General features: G+C 37.0%; 19 protein-coding genes and 2 pseudogenes. 1 reads left to right on the top strand and 20 read right to left on the bottom strand.

Features of this window, described 5'->3' with window-relative positions; genetic code table 11:
• Nucleotides 1-83: 83 nt before the first annotated feature.
• From K0R93_RS19280 to K0R93_RS03010, 4 genes and pseudogenes are all read right to left on the bottom strand, one after another.
• A pseudogene (locus K0R93_RS19280) lies at nt 84-173 on the bottom strand (VanZ family protein); the annotation flags it as partial.
• A 40-nt stretch (nt 174-213) separates the two neighbouring features.
• Nucleotides 214-522: a nucleotidyltransferase domain-containing protein gene (locus tag K0R93_RS03020; RefSeq protein ID WP_300297364.1), complete on the bottom strand. Its 309-nt coding sequence runs from the start codon at nt 520-522 to the stop codon at nt 214-216.
• Nucleotides 507-914 carry a nucleotidyltransferase substrate binding protein gene (locus K0R93_RS03015; protein WP_300297361.1) on the bottom strand — a complete coding sequence of 136 codons (408 nt, stop codon included), beginning with the start codon at nt 912-914 and terminating at the stop codon, nt 507-509. Before K0R93_RS03015 ends, K0R93_RS03020 begins: the two co-directional genes overlap by 16 nt.
• Nucleotides 915-1,133: 219 nt before the next feature.
• A complete protein-coding gene (locus K0R93_RS03010) occupies nt 1,134-1,289 on the bottom strand; it encodes a Spo0E family sporulation regulatory protein-aspartic acid phosphatase (protein ID WP_300297359.1) in 156 nt (51 codons plus the stop codon).
• Nucleotides 1,290-1,395: 106 nt separating this feature from the next.
• Here K0R93_RS03010 and K0R93_RS03005 point away from each other — a divergent pair, with 106 nt between their 5' ends.
• Nucleotides 1,396-1,644, top strand: coding sequence for a helix-turn-helix domain-containing protein (locus K0R93_RS03005; protein ID WP_300297356.1), 249 nt, complete (start codon nt 1,396-1,398; stop codon nt 1,642-1,644).
• A gap of 243 nt (nt 1,645-1,887) precedes the next feature.
• Here K0R93_RS03005 and K0R93_RS03000 read toward each other — a convergent pair whose 3' ends face one another.
• The 16 genes and pseudogenes from K0R93_RS03000 to K0R93_RS02930 all read right to left on the bottom strand — a co-directional run bounded on the left by K0R93_RS03000 (nt 1,888) and on the right by K0R93_RS02930 (nt 18,655).
• The gene (locus tag K0R93_RS03000; protein ID WP_300297353.1) at nt 1,888-3,057 is read right to left on the bottom strand and encodes a hypothetical protein; all 1,170 of its coding nucleotides are present in this window, start codon (nt 3,055-3,057) and stop codon (nt 1,888-1,890) included.
• Between the two features lie 123 nt (nt 3,058-3,180).
• Entirely contained in the window at nt 3,181-3,405 is a 225-nt protein-coding gene (locus K0R93_RS02995; RefSeq protein ID WP_300297349.1) for a hypothetical protein, read from the bottom strand.
• Between the two features lie 127 nt (nt 3,406-3,532).
• Nucleotides 3,533-5,266, bottom strand: coding sequence for a phospho-sugar mutase (locus K0R93_RS02990; RefSeq protein ID WP_300297346.1), 1,734 nt, complete (start codon nt 5,264-5,266; stop codon nt 3,533-3,535).
• A gap of 236 nt (nt 5,267-5,502) precedes the next feature.
• Entirely contained in the window at nt 5,503-7,344 is a 1,842-nt protein-coding gene (locus K0R93_RS02985; protein ID WP_300297344.1) for a nucleoside-diphosphate sugar epimerase/dehydratase, read from the bottom strand.
• Nucleotides 7,345-7,504: 160 nt separating this feature from the next.
• Nucleotides 7,505-8,419, bottom strand: coding sequence for a UTP--glucose-1-phosphate uridylyltransferase GalU (galU, locus tag K0R93_RS02980; protein WP_300297341.1), 915 nt, complete (start codon nt 8,417-8,419; stop codon nt 7,505-7,507).
• A 92-nt stretch (nt 8,420-8,511) separates the two neighbouring features.
• Nucleotides 8,512-9,678 carry a nucleotide sugar dehydrogenase gene (locus K0R93_RS02975; protein ID WP_300297338.1) on the bottom strand — a complete coding sequence of 389 codons (1,167 nt, stop codon included), beginning with the start codon at nt 9,676-9,678 and terminating at the stop codon, nt 8,512-8,514.
• A 91-nt stretch (nt 9,679-9,769) separates the two neighbouring features.
• Nucleotides 9,770-9,985, bottom strand: coding sequence for a hypothetical protein (locus tag K0R93_RS19090; protein WP_330684989.1), 216 nt, complete (start codon nt 9,983-9,985; stop codon nt 9,770-9,772).
• Nucleotides 9,986-10,161: 176 nt separating this feature from the next.
• Nucleotides 10,162-10,697 (bottom strand): annotated as a pseudogene (locus tag K0R93_RS19085) (GDP-mannose 4,6-dehydratase).
• 93 nt (nt 10,698-10,790) lie between these two features.
• Entirely contained in the window at nt 10,791-11,492 is a 702-nt protein-coding gene (locus tag K0R93_RS02965) for an acylneuraminate cytidylyltransferase family protein (RefSeq protein ID WP_300297335.1), read from the bottom strand.
• Nucleotides 11,492-12,661 (bottom strand): UDP-N-acetylglucosamine 2-epimerase, encoded by a 1,170-nt coding sequence (gene neuC / locus K0R93_RS02960; protein WP_300297333.1) that lies wholly within the window; start codon nt 12,659-12,661, stop codon nt 11,492-11,494. Before neuC ends, K0R93_RS02965 begins: the two co-directional genes overlap by 1 nt.
• Nucleotides 12,658-13,653, bottom strand: a complete 996-nt coding sequence (gene neuB / locus K0R93_RS02955; RefSeq protein ID WP_300297330.1) for an N-acetylneuraminate synthase — start codon at nt 13,651-13,653, stop codon at nt 12,658-12,660. The genes neuC and neuB overlap by 4 nt, the downstream gene beginning before the upstream one ends.
• Nucleotides 13,650-14,294 carry an acetyltransferase gene (locus K0R93_RS02950; RefSeq protein ID WP_300297327.1) on the bottom strand — a complete coding sequence of 215 codons (645 nt, stop codon included), beginning with the start codon at nt 14,292-14,294 and terminating at the stop codon, nt 13,650-13,652. Before K0R93_RS02950 ends, neuB begins: the two co-directional genes overlap by 4 nt.
• Nucleotides 14,287-15,333, bottom strand: coding sequence for a sugar phosphate nucleotidyltransferase (locus K0R93_RS02945; RefSeq protein ID WP_300297325.1), 1,047 nt, complete (start codon nt 15,331-15,333; stop codon nt 14,287-14,289). The genes K0R93_RS02950 and K0R93_RS02945 overlap by 8 nt, the downstream gene beginning before the upstream one ends.
• A 26-nt stretch (nt 15,334-15,359) precedes the next feature.
• A complete protein-coding gene (locus tag K0R93_RS02940; RefSeq protein WP_300297322.1) occupies nt 15,360-16,523 on the bottom strand; it encodes a LegC family aminotransferase in 1,164 nt (387 codons plus the stop codon).
• Between the two features lie 9 nt (nt 16,524-16,532).
• Nucleotides 16,533-17,651 (bottom strand): N-acetyl sugar amidotransferase, encoded by a 1,119-nt coding sequence (locus tag K0R93_RS02935; RefSeq protein WP_300297319.1) that lies wholly within the window; start codon nt 17,649-17,651, stop codon nt 16,533-16,535.
• A 23-nt stretch (nt 17,652-17,674) separates the two neighbouring features.
• A complete protein-coding gene (locus tag K0R93_RS02930; protein ID WP_300297316.1) occupies nt 17,675-18,655 on the bottom strand; it encodes an NAD-dependent 4,6-dehydratase LegB in 981 nt (326 codons plus the stop codon).
• Between the last annotated feature and the right edge of the window lie 19 nt (nt 18,656-18,674).

Here is an 18,674-nt window from a genome sequence, read left to right as displayed (position 1 = left end):
TGTAACTAAAACGAGGTGTGGGCTAAGATTATTAAATCCTAGTCTCACCTCTTTTCGTTTTTGTTACATAGTATTTTTTCTTGCTAATTTACTAACTGTCCAATCCCAACAATCGCCCCAGCACTATCTATAAAAACATCCCTAACCTGTGGTCCCCTGCCAGGAACAAATGCCTGATGCTATGAAAGCTTCCTTCAACGCTCGTTTTTTAAATTAGTATCTTTCAAAAATAATTTTTCCAACTCTATCAATATGATCTTTAAGTTCCTTATGGTCTAAATGGGTATAGTCTACAATATCAAAAAAATACGGTAGTGGGCCTTGCATTTCTAACCTTGCATGAAGGCTTGAAATGGTATCAAATGTTATTTGATCTCCATAAATCGCTAGATCTACATCTGACCCTGGTCTATAATTCCCTTTAGCCCTTGATCCAAATATAACAGCCTTTTCTATCTCGATAAATTCTCTTACTTTACCAATGATATACGCTAAGTCATCTTCCTTTAATCCAAATCGCATTGTAATACCTCAAGCTTAGTGCATAATTCAACCATTACTTTATAATAACTTTTTCTTATTAATACTTCTGCTTCCAGTGCTTTTTTCTCATCATAAGTATGTGCCATTAGATTTCTCTTTTCCAATGCATCAATCCAAATATGCCCATCCGTTATGAGTTGAATCTGGAAAGCTGTTTGGATGGTACTTCTAGGACTCTTCACATCAAAACCTTCTTGCTCTAAATAATCTTTCATAGTTCTCCAGGCTAATTCAAATGTATACTCAAAGCATTGTATCAATCCTTGGATTTCAAATTTGTTTAACTTATCTTTTTCTATAAACTCAGTCAGTTGCATTGTAGCCTTCTTAAAATTAGCAAATCTTTGTTTCCACCTAACGTCAAAATCCATCTATCACACCTACTTTCATAAGTATATCTGTCTAGCAAAGTTTTTCTACTGTTTCAAGGTTTATTTCCATTGTTATTATATCATAGCTTCATATTTCTAGTCATTACCTATATAGTTATAGTTTTCAGATTTTTCAGTATTTTTTCCTTTAATCCATTGCTTCTTCATCCATTCATCTCTCTTCTGCCATATCTCCACACTAGTATTTTGTCATCTACACTATTTACCACACTCTGTTTTGATATATGCTCTTATAACTTCATCCAACTCTTGACTAACCTTTAATAGCTTTTCATTATCATGCTTATCTATTTCCTCTACTAATCTATTTAGCACTTCCCTTAATTCTTCCATGGGCTTTTTTAGTTCTTTCATGACAAACCTCCAATATAACATTTATATAACTTGCTTATAAAGCAAATTACAGCATTAAACTTGCTCTATAATCAAGTTTATAATAAAAAAGTTAGGTGGTTATCTCATGATTTTTATTGACAATCCAAATGCAAAAAACTTAATAGGCGATCGTGTTCATCAAGCCCGCCATAAATCAAAGCCCAAGATAACACAAACAGACTTGTTGGCACGTTTATCTGTTCGAGGAGTAGAACTAGAGAAAACAACCATTTCCAAAATAGAGGCAAAAACTCGCCCTGTAACTGACATCGAACTCGTTGCTATTGCCGATGCTCTGGGAGTAGGCATATTATGGCTCTTAGGTAGGGAATAATTGGAAATGTAATCTCCGTGTGATGTCCTACTATTGTAATAGTAATAACAAACAATCTTACTATCCTGCCAGAAAGGGCCCGATACCTTGCTCGAGGTTTTTTAGATATCAATTATGATACCAGGATAAAAACCATTAGGGTCTCTTCCGTAAACGGTAAACCATCCGTACAAGCATAAGCAAAGCCGCCATTCCTGGCGGCTGATGGAGCTATTGATTCTGTTTTTTGCATAAAAAAATATTTTACTCTTCCTCTAGAAATTCATAGAAGCTGTCAAAGCCGCTGTGAACAAACTCGTAGAGTACAGAACGATCTAGATGGAATCTTTCTTCCATTTCAAGAATCCCCTCGTAATTAGGGCTGTTGAAATACTTCTCCAATTCTAAGATCTGCTTTTGATTATAGGCACATACCAGAAGTTGACTGCTTTCTGTAATGTAGTACACCCCATAGATATCATCATTGAGATAATAGTTGGTATTTTTCACGTGCTCGTTGGTGGGGTTGAATTCTGTATATAATATCCCCACTTCATAACCATGCTTCATGGCATGGGGTTTTTCTCTATCCATTTTTCGCATGAACTCTCTAAAGTTTTTCACATGGTATACGGTGATGTATTCATCCTTGCCCAAGCTAAAGGCTGCCTCCATCCCTGTGATGTTCATGGATGTCTTGACTTCCGCTGCCTTTACCCGCCAGCCTTTGCCAGTTTCCTCTACTTGGATTTCAGAAACCACCATTCGGTATCCTTGTTCTAGATCAATAAGGGACTCTGCCATGTAGGCTTTTTCGTTCTGCCCATCTACTGGTTCGATGATATTTTTTAGTAGGGTAGCAGGTTTTTTCACGATTTGATAAGGGATCTTCTGTCCATCGCTTAAAAATCCCAAACCCTCTTCGTCACAGGCTACAGCCCGCATCATAAAGTAGTTGACCAGTTGAATCGGTGAAGCCACAGGCTCACAGATTTTGTCCCATAGAGCAGTGATTTCTGTCTCGTTCAGCTGAGGCTTTTCATGGATGGCGTATTCGTATTCACTGATTGGCTCTGGGAGCTCTTCATTGAACTGTTTGCTTTTCTCCATATAATGATGAACTAGATACACTGCTTCCCGCTGGCTAATGTCCACGGTTTTGCCGCCCAAGCCTCCCATCATATTGGCAGCCGCCATGGCAATGCTTTCATCTGATCCATCTAAAATGCTAATATAGTCATCTAGACCAAATTCTTCTGCATCGAGATGGAAGAATTGATGGAACTCTTCCCCTAGCTCTGTTTCCCATTTTATGACCAGCCCAACGACACCCATGAGTCTTGTATTGGTGGCACATGCTTCAATAAATTTATGGGTTAACCCGTAATCGGCATCTTTTTTCCCTTTGATCACTTCAAATTTTCTATTTTTCATTTCCTTCTCCTTCTTTGTGTATACAATCTGCTAAGTCAATCAATATTATATTACTATAAAATGAATAAAACAACGAGGTATTCTCCTTCTTTCCCGTTGTTTTATTTTTCCTATTTATTCTTTTTATATAATTTTCTTCATCTTCAGCTGTCGAATAAATACTTCATGGTCACTCCACATTGATATCACAGCGTCAAATTTATCATTCATTTTCTGCTGCTCTTCCTTTATGCCTTGTACTTCCTCTTCCAACCGCTCCACCCGCGTGTCTAATCTGTCAACCTTTTTTCCCAATTCATCAATCATACCGACAAGCAGATGTAGGGTATCTTTGATCTCTTGTTCCATATCAGCACCTCCAAATATTCTATTCCCAGATGCCGTTTCCTTCGTGTATATCCATTATATCATAATCTGTACCTATGTTACACCAAAATATAGGGAACAGGCATGCCTGTTCCGCCGCAAAACTAACCTATAAGTTGCCCATCTGTCCCATAACTTCAGTTCTTAGACTTTCTAGCTTTTCTTTGGCGTTCTCCAAACTGTTTCCTACCACGGAAAAATATATCTTTACCTTTGGCTCTGTACCCGATGGGCGGATGCAGAACCAGGAACCATCCTCTAAGGTAAAATGGAGCACATTGGATTTTGGCAAGGTTAACCTTGAAATCTCTCCTGTTAACAGATCTGTTTGCTTTCCATGGTCATAGTCCTTTAAGATTTGAACTTTCCGATTGCTTATCTCCCTTGGAGGATTTGTACGGAAGTAGCTTAGGATCTCATCGATCTTCTCCATCCCTTCCTTACCCTTTAGGGTGATAGATTCTAGTCCTTCTTGATAATAACCATGCTTCTCAAACAGTTCCATCAATCCATCATATAGAGTCATGTCCTTTTCTTTATAGTAGGCTGCCATCTCACAAATCAGCATGGAAGCAATCACAGCATCCTTGTCTCGGACAAAGGTCCCTGCTAGGTAGCCGTAGCTTTCTTCGTAACCAAATATAAATTCTTTTTCTCCACTCATCTCAAACTCTTTAATCTTCTCTCCAATAAACTTAAAACCTGTTAATGTATCCAAGGAGTCTACCCCATAGCTTTTGGCGACCTTTGCCCCCATTTCACTGGTAACGATGGTCTTTATCACCACACCATTATTTGGTATCTTACCTTCCTCTTTCATGGCAGATAGGACATAGTCAATCAGCAGTGCCCCTGTCTGGTTGCCAGTCAATACCTGATAGTCTCCATCCTTATTTTTTACTACAGCACCTACCCGATCACAGTCAGGATCTGTCCCGATGATCACATCGGCATCCACTTGATCTGCCAGTGCCAAAGCTAGAGTAAACGCTTGATGCTCCTCAGGATTCGGAGATTTCACCGTAGAGAAATTGGCATCAGGTTCCTCTTGCTCTTGCACCACCCATACCTTGTCAAATCCCAACTCTGCCAGTACTCTTCTTACAGGCATATTTCCAGTACCGTGCAAAGGTGTGTAGACGATCTTCACAGCAGGTCCTTTTTCTTTGATAAATTCTTTTCTCAATGCTACACCTTTTACACGATCTATATATCTTCTATCTATATCTTCCCCAATGATTTCTAGTAATCCTGTAGACAGCGCCTCTCCTTTATCTATATAGCTTACAGCACTATAATCTTCAATCTTCTGTATCTCAGCAATGATCTTTTCCGCCTCATCAGGTATGATTTGTCCCCCATCTTCCCCATACACCTTATAGCCGTTATATTCTGGCGGGTTATGACTAGCAGTGATGACCATCCCTCCAGCACAGCCTAAATCCCGTACAGCAAAGGACAGCTCAGGTGTCGTTCTCAAGGATTCAAAGAGATAGGCTTTGATCCCATTGCCATTCATCACCAAAGCTGCCTCCTCTGCAAATTCTGAGGACATATGCCGAGAATCATAGGCAATAACAACCCCCTTTGTCTTAGTGCCTTCTACAGCCTCTAAAAGGTATCTTGCAAAGCCCTGAGTTGCTCTACGGACTGTGTATTTGTTCATTCGATTGGTTCCTGCCCCGATTACACCCCTAAGTCCCCCGGTACCAAACTCAAGATCTCTATAGAAGCGATCCTCAATCTCTTTTTCATTACCTTCTAAGGATTCTAACTCTCGTTTTGTTTCTTCATCAAAATAATCACTATTTATCCATTTCAAATAATTCTCCATATATGCCATTCCCATTCTCCTTTATCTATCATTTTAGCCTTTACCCGTAGGGAATGGTCAGTGACCATTCCGATGGCTGGACATTAAATTTCCGTGTGGACAGATTATATATATATCGATATGCTCATCTCCATAGTACTATTCATCAATTACAGTTGAAATTCCTTTCAATTTTTCACAAACTTCATAACAAAAACATGGAGGACTGACCAAATGCCCTTTAGTCAGTCCTCCTTCATCAATTATTAACAACTTCTTTTATATGTGGGTACCATATGCTCAATATAATCCCTTAAATCACTATTTTCATCCAATAAAATACCTTTTAAATGAGTAAGCTCCGCCATTAAAACCTTGTAGTCAATAAATATTGGTTTCCCGATAAAAATCTTATGATGCTTCGTCTCTGTTAAACCCTCTTCATCCATCAATAGCTCCTCATAGAGTTTCTCACCAGGCCTTAGCCCTGTGACTTGAACATCGATATCCTTGTATGGTTCAAAGCCAGACAATCTAATCAGATTCTCGGCTAAATCAATGATCTTCACAGGCTCTCCCATATCCAACACAAAAATTTCTCCACCCTTGGCCATGGCCCCAGCTTGAATTACCAGCTGCACGGCTTCAGGAATCGTCATAAAGTAACGGGTCACCTCTGCATGGGTAACCGTAACAGGTCCACCGTTGGCAATTTGTCTCTTAAATAAAGGGATCACACTACCATTACTTCCAAGAACATTTCCAAATCGAACAGCAACAAACTCTGTTTTGCTATTTCTACTCATGGCTTGTACAATCATCTCAGCAATACGCTTCGTAGCACCCATCACATTGGTAGGATTGACCGCTTTATCTGTAGAGATCAGCACAAATTTTTCGGCTCCAAATGAACTAGCAACCTCTGCCACATTTAAAGTACCAAAAACATTGTTCTTGATGGCTTCTTTTGGACTCTCCTCCATCAAAGGCACATGCTTATGGGCTGCTGCATGGAATACCACTTGGGGCTTATATTTGCTAAATATCTCTTGCAATCTTTGTTTATCCCTCACAGAAGCAATCAAAACAGTCAAGTCTAACTCAGGATAATTGGCACCCAACTCATTTTGAATATCATAAGCATTGTTTTCATAGATATCTAAAATCAATAGTTTTTTAGGGTTAAACTGGGCTACCTGTCTGCACAGCTCTGATCCGATGGACCCGCCGCCACCAGTCACCAGTACTACCTTATTCTGCAAATAGGAGCTCATTTCTTCCAAATCAACCTTTACAGTTTCTCTTCCTAGCAAATCCTCAATATCTACATCACGAATCTGATTAATACTTACCCTGCCATCAATCAGTTCATACATACCTGGCAATATCTTTAGCTTACACTTGGTCTTACTACATTCCTCTACGATTTCACGAATTACACTCTGGGAGGCTGAGGGGATTGTAATAATGATCTCATCAATTTTCTTCGTCTCCGCTACCTTCCGTATATGATATCGATCTCCGAGAACAGGTACTCCATTGATCTTTCTTCCGATCTTACTATCATTGTCATCAATAATTGCAACGGGTACACTGTTTAACTCTTCATGGTTTTTTAGCTCCTTGATCACCATGGCTCCAGCCTGTCCTGCACCGATAATCATGACCCGCTTAAAGCTCTTCCTGTTACTCAATCCGTTTTCTCGTATATTCCTAGATGCACGATAGCTAAATCGGACACCCCCTATGAGGATAATATCAATCATGAATGTCAAAATATAGATACTTCGTGGCAGTTGCTGCTGCATAATGAACATATAACTGACCGTACCTGCAGTGGCAAAAAAAGATGTGGTTACAATCTGCACCAACTCCTCAATACTTGCATATTTCCATAGGTTATTATACAGTCCTAACCCGTAAAAAATGACCAACTTAATCAGTGTCAACGTAATGATACTCTTAAGATATATAGGCAAGTATTGCATTGCTACTGGATGACTCAATACTTGCCCATCAAATCTGATGGCAAAGGCAAGGATAAAAGATAAGTTGATACATACCGCATCTATAAATACAAGTAATAAGTTCAAAATCTTATTCTTCATTTTATCCACTCCGATAGTATAGTCTATATTAAATATACAATTTTACACCCTTTATGTCAATTGAACCGAAAAGATTGCAAATAATTCTCAGCTTTAGTCATTATTAGATAATAAAAGAAAGCGGCTAGAAATTCCTTTTCTCACCGTTTCCAGCTTATCCCTATTCCATTGTTTTCGCAGCTTCTTTACACGCTTTAGAACCAAATTCATTATTTATAAGCTTCACTAAATAATTTCTGAATTCGTCTCTAAGATCATCTCTTCTTAATGCAAACTCAACCGTAGCCTCTAAAAATCCTTGCTTATCTCCTACATCATATCTTCTACCCTCGAAATCATAGGCATACATGGCTTCACGCTGCGCCAACTCTTTTAGTGCATCAGTTAATTGAATTTCTCCACCTTTTCCAGGCTTTGTATGCTCCAATATCTCAAAAATAGTCGGATTGATGATATATCTTCCTAAAATTGCAACATTAGATGGTGCTTCATCCACAGCAGGCTTCTCAACAAGTCCCTTAACTGTGTAGACTCTATCACTTATCTTCTCACCATCAACTATACCGTATTTACAAACATCTTCATCCTTTACCGTTTGAACCCCTAATACAGATGTCTGATACTGGTCATAAGCATCTATCATCTGCTTAAGACATGGAGCCTCTTCATTATGAACTACATCATCTCCAAGCATAACGGCAAATGGTTCGTTTCCTACAAAGGTCTTAGCACAGTAGATGGCATGTCCTAATCCTTTGGCTTCTTTTTGTCTTATATAATGCACATCCGCCATCTCGGACACCGTCTTTACTATATCTAATAATTCCTGGTTTTTTTTCTTCTCAAGCTCTTGCTCTAGCTCACATGAACGGTCAAAATGATCCTCGATTGCTCTTTTGCTCTTTCCAGTGATGATTAATATCTCCTCGATGCCACTTGCGATTGCTTCTTCAATTATATATTGAATCGTTGGCTTATCAACGATTGGTAGCATTTCCTTTGGCATAGCTTTTGTCGCTGGTAAGAATCTCGTTCCAAGTCCAGCTGCTGGTATGACTGCTTTGCGTACTTTCATATTGAGATGAACCTCCCCCTTGATAAATGGGCTATGATAGTATAGTAGCCCATTTATGCTGAACAGCCCTAAACAATGTTAGGGTTTTTCAATTAGTCTCTACTAAATAAGTCTCTTGTGTAGACCTTGTCCACTACATCTTTAATCTCATCTGATAGTCTATTTGCTACGATAACATCAGAGATTTGCTTGAATTCATCAAAGTCCTTTATAACTCTTGAGTGGTAGAACTCATCTTCATGAAGTGCTGGCTCAAATACAACAACTTCAATACCTTTGGCTTTAATACGCTTCATTACACCTTGAATTGCAGATTGTCTAAAGTTATCAGAGTCCATCTTCATTGTAAGTTTATAAATCCCTACAATTTTAGGGTTTCTTTTAATAATCATATCAGCGATATGGTCTTTTCTTGTGCGGTTAGCATCAACTATTGCCCCCATTATGTTTTGAGGCACATCCTGGTAATTAGCTAGAAGCTGCTTTGTATCTTTCGGTAAACAATAGCCACCATACCCAAATGAGGGATTATTGTAATGATTTCCAATACGTGGATCTAGTCCAACTCCCTCAATAATCTGATGTGTATCCAAACCTCTGACTTCTGCATAAGAGTCAAGTTCATTAAAGAAAGCAACTCTCATAGCAAGATAAGTATTTGCAAAGAGTTTGATGGCTTCTGCTTCTGTTGCATCTGTATAAAGAATAGGTATGTCTTTCTTTATTGCTCCTTGAGCTAGAAGTTCAGCAAATACTTTTGCTCGTTCAGACTGCTCTCCAACTACTATTCTTGAAGGATAGAGATTGTCATAAAGAGCTTTTCCTTCTCTCAAGAACTCTGGTGAGAAAATAATGTTCTCTGTACCAAACATTTCTCTAACTTTTTCCGTATATCCGACTGGTACTGTCGATTTAATAACCATTACAACATCTGGATTGATCGATAATACATTCGCTATAACAGCTTCAACTGATCTAGTATTGAAGTAGTTCTTCTCTGGATCGTAGTTTGTTGGAGTAGAAATGATGACATAGTCAGCATCTTTATAGGCTTCATAGTTATCAGTTGTCGCCCTTAAATTTAGGTCTTTCGTGGCAAGATACTCCTCAATCTCTGGATCGATGATTGGAGACTTTTTGTTGTTGATCATATCAACTTTTTCTTTGATGATGTCTAGTGCAATTACTTCATTGCGTTGTGCTAAAAGTATAGCATTGGACATGCCAACATAACCTGTTCCAGCGATAGTTATTTTCATAGATTCTTACCCCCTTGTTTATGTAAGGTCTCAGAATTGAAGACCTGCTAGTTTACTTGTTATTTGATTGTGGCTTTCATTATTGTTTGGCTTAATTCCCAACTTTATAATACACTTTATACCATTCAACGAACTTCTGAAGACCATCCTCTATGCTTGTACTTGGCTTAAAGTTAATATCTTGTTCAAGATCTGATACATAAGCATATGTTCTAAGAGCATCGCCAGGTTGCATATCCACATAGACTTTCTCCGCTTCTTTTCCAAGTGCAGGTTCTAAAGCATTGATAAATCTCATACGCTGCACTGGATTATTATTTCCTATGTTGTAAATCTTGTATGGTGCAAAGCTTGTACTTAAATCGCCTTACTTTCATTATACTCTCTATTGGCAATTGGAGCTTTAACGATCAGCTTCACTATGCCTTCTACAATGTCATCAATTTATGTGAAGTCTCTTCCCATCTTACCGTGGTTAAAAACTTAGTTAGGCTTTCCAGCTAGGATGTCTTTTGTAGATGAGAAGTAAGCCATGTCTGGTTTTCCATATGGTCCATAAACTGTGAAGAATCTTAAACTACTTGTTAGGATAACATAGAGATGGCTATATGTATGATAAGCCATCAGCTCGTTAGATTTCTTCGTCGCAGCATAAAGCGAAACAGGATGATCCACATTATGATTAGTAGAAAATGGCACTACTTTGTTGCCACCATAGACAGAACTGGAAGAAGCATAAAGAAGATGCTTCACTGGATAGTTTCTACATGCCTCTAAAATGATCATAAATCCAGTCAGGTTAGAATCTATATAAGCATGGGATTCTCAATTGAATATCGCACTCCTGTTTGAACCGCTAAGTTTATGACATGAGTAGATTGGTAAGTGTCGAAGATATTATCAACTACGGATTTATTTTTTAAATCTACTTTGTGAAAGTTAAAGTTGGTATACTTCCCTAAGACCTCAATTCTCGACTGTTTAAGGCTTGGATCATAATAATTATATAAGTTGTCAATTCCTATTATTTGATAAGAATCATCTAGTAATTTTCTTGAAAGGTGAAATCAGATAAATCCGGCTACACCTGTTATTAGTATTTTCATTGCTATTTACCACTCTAGACTATTTCTATATTGTAATAACGTCTCGGCAAAAACAAAGTCCATTTGATCATCTATATCAACAGAATTCTCTTTACTCATAACTGTCGCAAAACTTTTATCTGCATAGATATTTGAGGAGTTCATCAAGTATTCAATTCTAACTATATATAAAGCCCCATTTATTCGATAATATGTAGGAATACTCTGTCTAGGCATCAAAACGACTTCTGGTTTTATGAAGTTTTCCATCGAATGATTCTCCGGCAATGTATTTGCCCATAACGGTGAATGGTCCATTTCACAAACACCAACAACAAGATTGGCAGTCTTTTCTTTCAAAGCCTTGTAACCTTCAATAATATCATTTGAAGTTCTAAGTGGTGACGTTGGTTGTAATAATGCAACCGTATCAAATTCAATTCCTGAATCCTTATATCTTTCAATAACTACTTTGACAACATCCCATGATGAGGCGGTATCATTAGATAATTCTTCACTCCTCAAGAAAGGGACATTTGCACCCCACTGTTTAGCAATCTTAGCATACTCATCCGAATCAGTAGAAACCATTATTTCATCGAATAAACCCGATTCTTCTGCAGCTTTAATTGTATAAGTCAATAAAGGCTTTCCATTTAAGAGTTTAATGTTCTTGTTCTTAAGACCTTTCGACCCGGACCGTGCCGGAATAATCGCTAGATTTTTCATTACTCCACCTCACAATCATAGAACTTTTTCTTAAGATCAATTTCACCATTAATAATGTATTCTTTTATTACTTCGACTACTTTATTAGATGTGTCTCCATTACCGTATGGATTAACGGTTTCATTAGCTTTCTGTATGAAATCTTCGCTTAATGCTAAATTCACTGCTTGTCTAATACTTCCCTGTGTTGGTTCACAGTTAATGACACTACTTGCTTGTAGCCTTCCCTTTTGTCGGTCTCCAATATTGATAGTAGGGATACCAAAACTAGGTGCTTCTAGTAGCCCACTAGAGGAATTCCCAATAACCATTGAACAATACTTAAGCGCACTGAGGTAACGTTTCATGCCGAGAGATGTAAAAGATGCAATGTTTTCATTTTCCCTGGCATATCTATCAATATACTGATTTATTATGCGACCTTCAGCATCTGCGTTTGCTTTAGTGAAAATAAACCTTAAGTTCCTATATTCTTTGCAGACTTCAAGAAGGGATTCAATTTGCTTCTCAGAGCTGTTGTTTTCAAGTGTTACTGGATGGAATGTAACCATCGCATATGGTTTTGATAAACTAATTTCCAACTCATTCTCTAGTTCTTCTTTTAGTAACAATTTTTCATTTAAGATATTTTCCATACCGATTGCTCCAACATTGTATACACGACCTGGATGCTCCCCTAATTGAATAACTCTATTTCTATATTCATCTGTACTTGTAAAATGAAGATAGCTTAGTTTTGTTATTGCATGACGAATAGACTCATCGATGGCACCTTCTGTAGTTTCTCCGCCATAAAGATGGGCTATTGGAATTCTCTGATTCATAGCTGTAGTTGCTACAGCAAGTGTTTCATATCGATCACCAAGAACAATCAATAAATCCGGATGTAACTTCTCAAAATACTCAGCAAAGCTAATCATAGCAAGGCCCATTGATTTGGAAATGGCGGATGGCGTATCTGAGCTCAATAGGATCTCTATTTTCTCATCAATAATAAAACCATCCTTTTCAATTTCTTGATACGTTAAGCCAAACTCTGGAGAAAGATGTGCTCCAGTGGCTACGATTCTCACATCGAATTCCTCAACCTTATTAAGTTTTGCAATAATCGGTTTTAACAAACCATATTCAGCCCTTGTAGCTGTTAGTATACTGATTATTTTCTTCATAGCTCTATCAACTCATCTTCTTCGAAATCTCTTCGTGCAACTTTACCTATAACATCAAACCATCTCATAGGACTTATTCCATCACCCGGTCTTTTTACTGTAAGGTTCTCTTCCGTAAAAAGCTCTCCTGCCTTAATATCTTTCATTGCAATAATACTCTTTCGGGCAACAGCCATATTCTTCTTCTCTGATTCGGCTGGCTGCTTCATTCCGTTACCTAGGGCTAACTCTATGTGTCTTATAGAATCTAACATAGCTTTCAACTCATCGGGTTCTAGACTTGCTTTATGATCAGGTCCTTCCATGTTTCTATCTAATGTGAAATGTTTCTCTATAACCATAGCACCTAAAGCAACCGCCGCAATAGGAACCTCTATACCTCTTGTATGATCAGAATAACCAACCTTGACGCCAAATTCATCCTTTATTGTTAGCATAGCTCTTAAGTTCACATCAGTAAAAGGTGTCGGATATTCTGTTGTACAATGAAGAACAGTCAGTTCTCCTGATCCATTATCTTTTAACACTTGGATGGCACTTCTTATGTCGTCCATTGTACTCATCCCAGTGGAAAGTATCACACGCTTATTAAGTTTAGCAATCTTCATTAGATAAGGTAGGTTCGTAATGTCTCCAGATGGAATTTTCCAAGTACTCATCTCTAGACTATTTAAAAAATTAATGCTATCAAAATCAAAAGCAGTGGACATAAATTCAATATCTTTACCTTTACAGTATTCATTTAGCTCCACAAATTCATGAAAAGAGAGCTCAAGCTTTTTAAGCATATCGTGTTGAGATTCTTCAGGTTGTGTTTGCTGTTTTTGATATTCAGCTTTTACTGCATTTTTTGAAACGATATTCTTAGAAACAAAAGTCTGAAACTTTACACAATCAGCTCCTGCATCTTTAGCTGCATCGACTAATTTTTTTGCCAATTCCAAACTCCCATTATGGTTTACACCAGCTTCTGCAATAACGAATACACTCATAGTTTCTTCACCTCCCTACATGGATTCCCGTAAGCCATTATATGAGAATCAATATTATGTAAGACGACACTTCCCATGCCAATTATTGAGTTAGGTCCTATGTGAATTTGTTGTTTAACCGTAACATTTAATCCAATGTGAGAACTCTCTCCAACAACTACTTCTCCAGCTAAAACGGCTCCTGGAGCAATGTGAGAAAAGGCACCAATTTGACAGTCGTGCTCCACAATCGATCCAGAATTAATGATACTCCCTTTCTGAATCAGGGCACCAGCATTGACTACACACTGTTTCCCAACAAACACGCCTTGTTCGATTTTGGCATGCTTACTAACTTTAGCTGAATCATCAACGATGGCAGGAATCTCATATCCAATATTAATCAATATGTTAAATAGCTTAATACGAAGCAATGGATTGCCGATACTTCCAACTGTGACAAAGGCATATTTATAACCATCGCTAAATAAAAACCCTAGATCATCATCACATCCCACCACAGGAACACCCATAATCGACTTGCCAATATTCTCTTTCTTATCGACAACCCCTATCTCTGCATATTCATTTAGTTCAAGAAGACTATCTAATACTGCTTTACAGTGACCTCCGCCACCAATTAAAAGTAGTTTTTTATTCATCTCTCTCTAACCTTCTTCGCATTTCTTCCATTTCATCTATTTGCCCCATATCCATCCAACTGTTTTCACTGATAGGATAAATTCCGATTTTCTCACCTTGAGACTTATATTGTTCTATTATATCAGGAAAGCCAATAACCCTGTCTTCCTCAAGTTCTTCTATCACTTTTGGTTCTACTATATACATACCAGTGTTTGTGAAGAAAGATAGTTCTGGTTTTTCTTTCATATTCTCTATTTCGCCTGTTTCACTAATTTCTATAACACCATATGGAATTCTAATGTTCTTTAGCGAACAAACCATTGTAATTAAGTTTTTTCCCTTCTTATGATAATTATAGATCTTTTCATAATCCTCTTCGATTAAAATATCACAATTAGATAAAATAAATGTTGAATTAATCATGCCTTTAAGTAGACTTAATCCACCACCAGTGCCCAATGGCTTATCTTCATCTACATAATCAACTTTATAAGCTTTTTCAATTTCATTAAAATACGCTTTAATCATGTTCTTCTTGTGATTGACTACAAGATAAAATTGATCGCTTCCATATTGATTAAAACGATTTATGATATGCTCAACAATTGGTATTTCTCCAATAGGAATGAGTGGCTTAGGAAGTATCTTTGTATAGGGGTATAGTCTAGTGCCAAGTCCGCCCGCCATAATAACAATAGGAATTCCCAACTCTTTTTTCTTGTCAATATCTTCTTCATTTAAAAGAATTATTGAAATTATCTCCATACTCTTATTTACAATTGGAACAGCATCAATAAAATTCTTCTTCATAAATTCTTTTGCTTCATATTTTTGGTTCTCTTTTAAATATAAAGGATTATAATTAGCAATATCTTTAACTTTTGCATCTAGATTACCTTTCTTTAAAATCCACCTCCGAATATCACCATCCGTAATTGCAGCAGTTAATTTACCTTCATTTTGAACAAAAAGAACTTTCTTTGATGTTTTATCCAATTTTTCCATTGCATCTATCATACTATTGTCTTCATCAATTATTACATCACTAACTTTCAAACCTTGTCCTCCTCACCTCTTTTGAATTAAGCATTTTTGAGGATATTAATAACTGTTAGCACATCTTCTTTGCTCAAGTTGGAGCTACACGGAATATTTACAACATGCTTCCAATAATGAATTGCTTTATCAATTGAATAGGATTGACTGTCCTTGTAAGGTTTTTGATCACTGATTAATCCCCATATGGGTCTAGCTTGAACATTTTGGGACGCTAGATATTTAATGATTTGATCTCTATCTAATGTGTATTCTGGATCTACATACAAAGCATAAAACCAATAATTTGGGCGAATACTATCCTTAAAATCTAAAAGTCTTAATCCTAGTATCTTTTGAATTTTATCTTTATAAAGTTGATAGTTCTCTTTCTTTATCTGAATAAAATCTTCTAATTGCTCTAGTTGTGCAAGCCCCAATGCAGCTTGAAGATTTGTCATCCGATAGTTATATCCTATCTCATCATGAGTATAATAGAGTTCATCACTCTTTGCTTGTGTTGTCAGATGCTTCGCCTTTTTAAGAAAATGCTCATTATCCGAAACAATCATTCCTCCTCCACCAGTAGTGATAATCTTGTTCCCATTAAAAGAATATACTCCTATATCACCTATTGTGCCAGCATGCTTACCTTTGTATTTCCCTTTGATATAATAAGTTCCTATTGCTTCTGTAGCATCTTCAACAACCTTCAAGTTATAAATTTGAGCGACATCATTGATGCCTTCCATGTCAGCCATGTTACCAAAAACATGAACAACAATCAGAGCTTTAATGTGCTTTTTTGTTGTATTATTAATAAGCTTACCATCTATAAAGCTACATTCATTTTCACAGAAAACCTTTAACTTATCGACATCCAATGTAAGTGAATCATCGCAATCCATAAAAATTGGTTCTGCACCTATATACTTCACTGGATTTACTGCAGCTATAAAAGTTAGTGTTGGAACTATAACTTCATCTTCTTTTGTAACCCCGCATACTTCAAGTGCTATATGAAGTCCCGATGTACCATTTTGACATGAAACAGCACCTTTGCATTTAGCATACTCAGCTATCTTTTCCTCAAATTGATTAACGTACGGTCCACCAGTTGATACCCATGCTGTTTCTACAGCACGGGTTATATACTCAAGTTCTTTTCCCTTTAAATTTGGAACAGATAGAGGTATAAATAGTTTATCCATCCTACTCACCTACTCTTCTATCCAAACTGGTTTCTTTAGGACCCATCTTCCAAAATTATCTTTTTCGAATAATTCTCTATTATAAAGTTTATCAATAACAGCCCAGAATTCTGCCTCTGTATAACCAGCAAATTCTATGAAATCAGAAACACTTCTAGGATCTAGTGCATGGTCATGTTTTTTAACCAACTCTTTTGCTTCTTCTCTAGTTAGAAGTCCGTATCTTACAAATCTCGCTGCATAATCAGTTGCCGAGGCATGTCCAAATTTTGGATATTTAAGCCATGAGTGAACCAAATATGCTCTACTATCAATTTGGTCAAAATTCTCGACATGATGTGTCCTATCCCATTCATGTGTTAAATCTTTAAATCCTCTCTTCTTCGCAAATTGGTAGTTCGAATAACTATTCCATGGAATAAAATATGAAACATACATAGGATCTAGTTTCTCTAATTTTTCGCTTGAAGGCGCCTTAGTCATTTCTAAAACTTGTTCAGTTATACCATCAATTTCTAGCAGTTCATTAATATCAATATCTGAAGCAACGCCATTATTCAATTGATTTCTTGCAGAATATGTTTCTTCATAACCGAGACCACCATACTCGTAACTAACATTTTCGCCATAAACTAATAAAGGTGTATTGAATTTTAATGCCATATTCATAGGAAAAGTATAGATTAATCTATCAATAAACCAAGTAGGTTTCCCATACTTTTCAAATGTATACTTCATAAGTTGTTTTTGAGCTTTTCTATCAGGCTTTAGACTAATAATTGGACATCCGAATTCCTCAGAAATATTCTTTAGGTTGTGTTTACCTGCTTCCGTCATTTCAAAATTATCTTCAACACTGAAAAGAATAGGATTCATTTTCATTACTTCTTTCATCAAAAAAACCTGATAATGGCTGTCTTTTCCTCCACTAACTGCAATTGCACAGTCGTATGAGGAACCATTCATACCTCTATACTTATCACACAGTTTCTCTAATTCTTTGTATCTGTTATCCCAATCAATTTCTTTACGTCTTTCAAATGATTGACATGCAGAGCAAACTCCTTCTTCATTAAAACTGATCCCCGGTCTTGTATTAGGCATAACACATTTTTTACAATACTTCATAATCTTAACCTCCATTGTTTAATTTATATGTTGTAAATATCAACCTTATATTTTTCTAAATTTTCCTGAAAAAACTTTATTGTTTCTGCTAGCCCTCGCTCAAAAGTATAGTTTGGTTTCCAATTGGTTAGTCTCATAATCTTCTCATTGGACCCCAAAAGTCTATTTACTTCACTTTTTTCAGGTCTCAGTCTCTGTTCGTCACAAACAATTTTTGCTTTTGGATTAATTTGTCTAATCAATTCTTCAGCCAGTTGACCGATTGAAATCTCTTGTTGGGTCGCGATATTGATTTCTTCACCAATTGTCTTGTAAGATTTTGCTATCTCAATAAATCCATTTGCTGTATCTTTTACGTAGTTAAAATCTCTCGTTGGTGTTAATGAACCAAGCTCGATTTCTTCTTTACCAGCAAGAAGCTGCGTGATAATTGTTGGAATCACTGCTCTTGCAGATTGTCTAGGACCGTATGTGTTGAATGGACGAACGATTGTGATTGGCATATTAAAACTTCTGTAAAAAGATTCCGCTAAACGATCTGCACCGATTTTAGTAGCAGAGTATGGAGACTGTCCCTGAAAAGGATGATTCTCATCAATTGGAACATATTGAGCTGTTCCATATACTTCAGATGTTGAAGTGATTAAAAGTCTTGAAGTATCCAATTCTCTGGCTGCTTGAAGGACATTAAGAGTACCTTTTATATTTGTGTCTACATAAGTGTCTGGAGAATGATAACTAAATGGTATAGCAATCAATGCCGCAAGGTGGTAGACTTCATCCATGCTTTTCATCGCTTCTCTCACACCATTCGGATCTCTAACATCTCCAGTAAAAACTTCTACTTCTTTCATTATATTTTTAGGAAGTGTATCTAGCCATCCCCATGTATTAAATGAGTTGTAATATGCAAAAGCTTTAACTTTATGACCCTGTTCAACTAATTCTTCTGTTAAATGGCTTCCGATGAAACCATCTGCCCCAGTGACCAAAATTTTACTCATGTTATCCTCCCTTGATCCA

This window comes from Anaerosolibacter sp., from assembly GCF_029240175.1.
Lineage (GTDB): Bacteria > Bacillota > Clostridia > Peptostreptococcales > Thermotaleaceae > Anaerosolibacter.
The sequence above is the reverse complement of the archived record's forward strand: the minus strand, read 5'-3'. Positions and strand labels throughout refer to the sequence as shown.

Excerpts from the sequence above, each read along its gene's own strand:
- galU (WP_300297341.1), bottom strand. The coding sequence starts at position 8,419 with ATGAAAGTACGCAAAGCAGTCATACCAGCAGCTGGACTTGGAACGAGA.
- K0R93_RS03020 (WP_300297364.1), bottom strand. The coding sequence starts at position 522 with ATGCGATTTGGATTAAAGGAAGATGACTTAGCGTATATCATTGGTAAA.
- K0R93_RS02930 (WP_300297316.1), bottom strand. The coding sequence starts at position 18,655 with ATGAGTAAAATTTTGGTCACTGGGGCAGATGGTTTCATCGGAAGCCAT.
- K0R93_RS02985 (WP_300297344.1), bottom strand. The coding sequence starts at position 7,344 with ATGAAGAATAAGATTTTGAACTTATTACTTGTATTTATAGATGCGGTA.
- K0R93_RS03005 (WP_300297356.1), top strand. The coding sequence starts at position 1,396 with ATGATTTTTATTGACAATCCAAATGCAAAAAACTTAATAGGCGATCGT.
- K0R93_RS03010 (WP_300297359.1), bottom strand. The coding sequence starts at position 1,289 with ATGAAAGAACTAAAAAAGCCCATGGAAGAATTAAGGGAAGTGCTAAAT.
- neuC (WP_300297333.1), bottom strand. The coding sequence starts at position 12,661 with ATGAAGAAAATAATCAGTATACTAACAGCTACAAGGGCTGAATATGGT.
- K0R93_RS02940 (WP_300297322.1), bottom strand. The coding sequence starts at position 16,523 with ATGGATAAACTATTTATACCTCTATCTGTTCCAAATTTAAAGGGAAAA.
- K0R93_RS02965 (WP_300297335.1), bottom strand. The coding sequence starts at position 11,492 with ATGAAAAATCTAGCGATTATTCCGGCACGGTCCGGGTCGAAAGGTCTT.
- K0R93_RS02990 (WP_300297346.1), bottom strand. The coding sequence starts at position 5,266 with ATGGCATATATGGAGAATTATTTGAAATGGATAAATAGTGATTATTTT.
- K0R93_RS03000 (WP_300297353.1), bottom strand. The coding sequence starts at position 3,057 with ATGAAAAATAGAAAATTTGAAGTGATCAAAGGGAAAAAAGATGCCGAT.
- K0R93_RS03015 (WP_300297361.1), bottom strand. The coding sequence starts at position 914 with ATGGATTTTGACGTTAGGTGGAAACAAAGATTTGCTAATTTTAAGAAG.
- K0R93_RS02950 (WP_300297327.1), bottom strand. The coding sequence starts at position 14,294 with ATGAATAAAAAACTACTTTTAATTGGTGGCGGAGGTCACTGTAAAGCA.
- K0R93_RS02935 (WP_300297319.1), bottom strand. The coding sequence starts at position 17,651 with ATGAAGTATTGTAAAAAATGTGTTATGCCTAATACAAGACCGGGGATC.
- K0R93_RS02995 (WP_300297349.1), bottom strand. The coding sequence starts at position 3,405 with ATGGAACAAGAGATCAAAGATACCCTACATCTGCTTGTCGGTATGATT.
- neuB (WP_300297330.1), bottom strand. The coding sequence starts at position 13,653 with ATGAGTGTATTCGTTATTGCAGAAGCTGGTGTAAACCATAATGGGAGT.
- K0R93_RS02975 (WP_300297338.1), bottom strand. The coding sequence starts at position 9,678 with ATGAAAATAACTATCGCTGGAACAGGTTATGTTGGCATGTCCAATGCT.